4 protein-coding genes are annotated in these 4,604 nt (G+C 73.2%); all 4 read right to left on the reverse strand.

Features of this window, described 5'->3' with window-relative positions:
* On the reverse strand, window positions 1-736 hold a 736-nt coding region (locus tag HY68_RS44780), incomplete at its 3' end, for a DUF3492 domain-containing protein (RefSeq protein ID WP_041995154.1).
* A 231-nt stretch (window positions 737-967) separates the two neighbouring features.
* On the reverse strand, window positions 968-2,653 hold the full coding sequence (locus tag HY68_RS04660; RefSeq protein ID WP_041984727.1) for an ABC transporter ATP-binding protein: 1,686 nt from the start codon (window positions 2,651-2,653) through the stop codon (window positions 968-970).
* A complete protein-coding gene (locus HY68_RS04665) occupies window positions 2,650-3,639 on the reverse strand; it encodes an ABC transporter permease (RefSeq protein ID WP_041984729.1) in 990 nt (329 codons plus the stop codon). Before HY68_RS04665 ends, HY68_RS04660 begins: the two co-directional genes overlap by 4 nt.
* The coding region (locus HY68_RS04670) for an ABC transporter permease (protein ID WP_063779617.1) at window positions 3,636-4,604 on the reverse strand (969 nt) is incomplete at its 5' end. The genes HY68_RS04665 and HY68_RS04670, both read right to left, overlap by 4 nt.

Genomic DNA, 4,604 nt, shown 5'->3' on the forward strand with positions numbered 1-4,604 from the left:
CGGCGGCCGAGCCGCCGCTGGCGAGGTAGTGCGCGCGCAGCTGGACGCCGTACTCGGTGACCAGCAGCGGTACCCCGAAGAAGCGTTTGGCCAGCAGGCCGGGCAGGGCGGCCGAGCCGCCGGAGGCGGCGTGGCAGAGGTCGACGCCGGCGAGACCGCCGGCGCTGCTGTCGCCGTCCCTGCCGCCACTGCCGTCGCCGTCGGCGTACCAGTCGAGCGACAGCGGGCGCAGGGCGCGCTCCAGATGGTCGGCGAAGGCCAGATAGCCGGTGACGCCGGTGGCATGCACGCTCCGGCGCGCGCCGGGCGCACGGCAGGCCGTTTCGAGGAGCCGGACGGCGACTTCGGAGCGGAGCGCCGCGTACAGCCCGCCGCGCTCCCTGGCCAGGTCGGCGAGTCCGTAGAGCCCTGCGGCGAAGTCGTCCCCGGCGGCCGGGTCCTCGCCGGCGGCGCAGATGGCGGCGGCGAGCTGCTTGAAGTGCGCGGCGAACCTGCGGCGGTCGCGGCGGCCGTACGTCCTGCCGTCGTCGGCGGGGGCCCAGAGCGCCGCCGTGCGCACCTGCCGGACCTGGGGCGGCAGTGCTATCCAGCCGCGCCCTTCCTGCTGGGCGCTGCGGCTGAGCGCGTAGATGTCGAACTCGTGCTGTGTGAGCCCGCGCACGAGCCGGTCGCACCAGAGCCTGGACTCACCCGTCGCGTACGGATAACCACCGTCGGTGAGCAGTCCGATCCGCACGATCACACCCCCGATCTCCCTTGTGGAAGGCCGCCGTTGATCCGGCGACTCGCAGCGGGACGACCGTAAGCGGATATGACCGTGGTGCGACGGACGGTTGTCCGTCGCACCACTGGAAGGGGTGAATGCACGTAACTTATGCGTACCGGGCGCGTTCTGTGGCGCTACGGTGCTTTTCGACTACGCAAGGTCACGCAGGGGGGTCAGGCGGGGCGGGGTCGGGCGGCAAGGTCAGGCGGCGGCCGGCTCTCCGGTCAGTTCCCTGCGTGCCGCGCGGCGCACGGCGGCGAGCGCGGGGTCGAGTGCGGGCACGGCGGCGAGCAGCTGCTTGGTGTACGGGTCCTCGGGGGATCCGTACACCCGGTCAACGGTGCCCTGTTCGACGATCCTGCCGTGCCGCATCACCGCGACCCGGTCGCTGACCTTGCGTACGACGGCGAGGTCGTGCGCGATGAAGACCAGCGCCAGGCCCAGCTCCCGCTGGAGCTCCGCGAGCAGCGCCACGACCTGCGCCTGGGTGGTCACGTCGAGGGCCGAGACCGGCTCGTCGCAGACGATCAGCCGCGGCTCGGCCGCCAGCGCCCTGGCGATGCCGACGCGCTGGCGCTGGCCGCCGCTGAACTCGTGCGGATAGCGGTCGTAGCGGTCCGGGTCGAGGCCGACCCGCTCCAGCAGCTCGCGCACCCGCTCGATGACCGCCGCGTCGTCCAGCACGCCGGCGGCGCGCAGCGGGTCGGCGACGGACTCGCCCACGGAGCGGCGCGGGTTGAGCGAGGAGACCGGGTCCTGGAAGACCATCTGGAGCTCCCGCCGGTAGGGCCGCAGCTCCTTCTCCGACAGCGTCCCGATCTCCTGGTCCCGGTAGGTCAGCCGGCCGGACGTCGGGTCCAGCAGCCGGACGAGCATCCGGCCGAGGGTGGTCTTGCCGCTGCCGCTCTCGCCGACGATGCCCAGGGTCTCCCCCGGCCGTACGGTCAGTGAGACCCCGTCGACGGCGCTGACGGTCTGCTTGCCGCGCCGGAACTCCCTGCGCAGGTCGACGGCTTCGACCAGCGGCGGTTCCTCGGCCGGCGCTGCGGTACGGGACACGGCGGCGTCGACCCTCGGTACGGCGGCGAGCAGCGCGCGGGTGTACTCCTCGCGCGGCGCGCCGAGGACCGTCGCCACCGGGCCGCGCTCCACCTGCCTGCCGTGCCGCATCACGAGCACGTCGTCGACGCTCTCGGCCGCCACCCCCACGTCGTGGGTGACCAGCAGCAGCCCCATGCCGGTCTCCCTGCGCAGGTCGTGCAGCAGGTCGAGGATCTGCGCCTGGACCGTGACGTCCAGGGCCGTCGTCGGCTCGTCGGCTATCAGCAGCCGCGGTTCGCAGGCCAGCGCCATCGCGATCAGCGCCCGCTGCCGCATCCCGCCGCTGAACTCGTGCGGCCGCGCGCCCGCCCGGCGCGCCGCGTCGGGGATGCCGACCCGGTCGAGGACTTCGACGGCCCGCGCACGCGCGGCCTTGCGGGAGGCCCGGGTGTGCACCCGGTAGACCTCGGATATCTGGTCGCCGACGGCGTAGTACGGGTCGAGGGACGACAGCGGGTCCTGGAAGACCATCGCCGCCACCGCGCCCCGCAGCGCGCGCAGTTGGCGCTCGGGGACGGTGTTCACCGCCGTACCGCCGACCCGGACGTCGCCGCCCACCTCGGCGCCGGTGCCCCGGTGCAGGCCGAGCAGGGCCGCGGCCACGGTGCTCTTGCCGCTGCCGGACTCGCCGACCAGGCCGAGGGCCGCGCCGGCTTCGAGGGTGAACGACAGGTCGTCGACGGCCCTGATCGCCTCGGCCCCGGTGGCGAAGTCCACCGTCAGGCCGTCCACGACGACCAGCGGCTCGGCCGGGTCCCCGGCCCCGGTGTTGTGTTCGAGAGTCATCGCAGAACCACCCGTCGGTCGGCCACGGCGTACAGCAGGTCGGCGAGGACGTTCGCCAGGACGACGGCGGTACCGGTCACCAGCACCACCCCCACCACCACCGGCAGATCGATCTCCCGCACGGCGTCGATCAGGGTCTTGCCGACCCCGGGGATGCCGAACAGCGACTCGGTGAGCACCGCCCCGCCCAGGACGGTGCCGAGGTCGAGGGCGTTGAGCGCGATGACGGGCGGCACGGCGCCGCGCAGCGCGTGCCGCGCGATGATCGCCCGCTCGCCGACGCCGTAGGCGCGGAAGGTGCGGATATGGTCCTCCGCCAGGGTCTCCAGCGTCGAACTGCGCGTCAGCCGGGCGTATTTGGCGCTCTCGAAGAGGCCGAGGGTGAGCCAGGGCAGCAGCATGTTCCAGCCCCACTGCGTCGGGTCCTCGGTCAGTGGCACGTACGAGGGGAACGGCAGCCACTTCAGATAGGCGCAGACCACCATCAGGAACAGCAGACCGAGGATGAACACCGGTGTGCTGGTGCCCGCGAGGGTCAGCAGGGTCAGCGCGCGTTCGGTGATCCCGCCGCGCCGCAGCGCGGACAGCAGCCCGGTGCCGATGCCGATGACCAGCCAGACGACCATCGCGCCGACGGCGAGCGACAGCGTCGCCGGCAGTTTCTCCAGCAGCAGGTCGGTGACCTGCTGGTCGCTCTGGTACGAGAAGCCGAGGCAGGGCGCGTCGCAGTGCAGCGCGGCCGTGCCCGACGAGTAGTCGCGCCCGGCGAAGATGCCCTGGACGAAGTGCGCGTACTGGACGTACACCGGGTCGCCGAGGCCGAGTTGTCCCCGTACCTGCGCGACCTGCGCGGGCGAGCAGCGGTCGCCGCAGGCGAGCCGCGCCGGGTCGCCGGGCGCGATGTAGAACAGCGCGTAGATCACGGCGGACAGCACGAGGAGCACGAGCACGGCGCCGCCGAGCCGCTTGAGCAGATAGCGCGTCACGAGGCGGCACCCTTCGAAGACGTGCGTGAGCGCCCCCGACCGATCCGCAGCCGGCTGGCCTCGCGCGGGTCGAGCGCGGCGCGCACCCCGTCACCCAGCACGGTGAAGGCGAGGACGGTCACGAACAGCACCGCCGCGGGCAGCAGCACATACATGGGGTCGGCCCGGAACCAGGTCGTCGCGCCGGACAGCATCTGTCCCCAGGACGGCGTCGGCGGCTTGACGCCGACCCCGAGGAACGACAGCGACGCCTCGATGACGATGTTCGAGGGGACCAGGATCGACGCGTACGTGATGACGGGCGCGGCGAGCGACGGCAGCAGTTCGCGCCGCGCGACCCGCCACCGGCCGGAGCCGCCGAGCCGGGCGGCGGCCACGAAGTCGAGTTCCTTCAGGGTCAGCGTCTGCGCCCGCACGATCCTGGACGTACCGCCCCAGTTGAGCAGGCCGATGATCAGGATCAGCAGCAGCGGGCGCGGGAACCCGGACGGTACGACGGCGGTCAGGGCGATGCCGAGGACGAGCAGCGGCAGCGCGACCATCACGTCGGTGACCCGGCTGAGGAACGTGTCGAGCCACCGGTTGCCGAGCGCCGCGCACAGCCCGACGGTGACCCCGATCGCGAGCTGCACGACGGTCGCGCCGAGGGCGACGAGCAGCGAGACCCGGGCCCCGTACATCAGCCGGACGAACAGGTCGCGTCCGGTGCCGGGTTCGACCCCGAGCCAGTGGTCGCCGCTGACCCCGCCGAACGATCCTGTGGGCACCCCGCCGCGCGCCGAGTCGACGAGCGCGTCGTGGTACGTGTTCACGTCCTGGCCTTCGAGGGCGGCGAACAGCGGTGCGGCGACGGCGAGGACGACGAGCAGGACCAGCACACCGGCCGCCACGAGGGCGGAGGGCCTGGCCCGCAGCCGGCGCCACACCTGGCGCGCGTCCGAGGCGGCGGGCGCCGCCGCCTCGGA

Origin of the sequence: Streptomyces sp. AcH 505, assembly GCF_000818175.1 — a bacterium.
In the GTDB taxonomy this organism is placed as follows: Bacteria; Actinomycetota; Actinomycetes; order Streptomycetales; family Streptomycetaceae; genus Streptomyces.

Bases quoted from the DNA above. Each gene is read 5' to 3' on its own strand.
- HY68_RS04660 (WP_041984727.1), bottom strand. From the start codon at position 2,653: ATGACTCTCGAACACAACACCGGGGCCGGGGACCCGGCCGAGCCGCTG.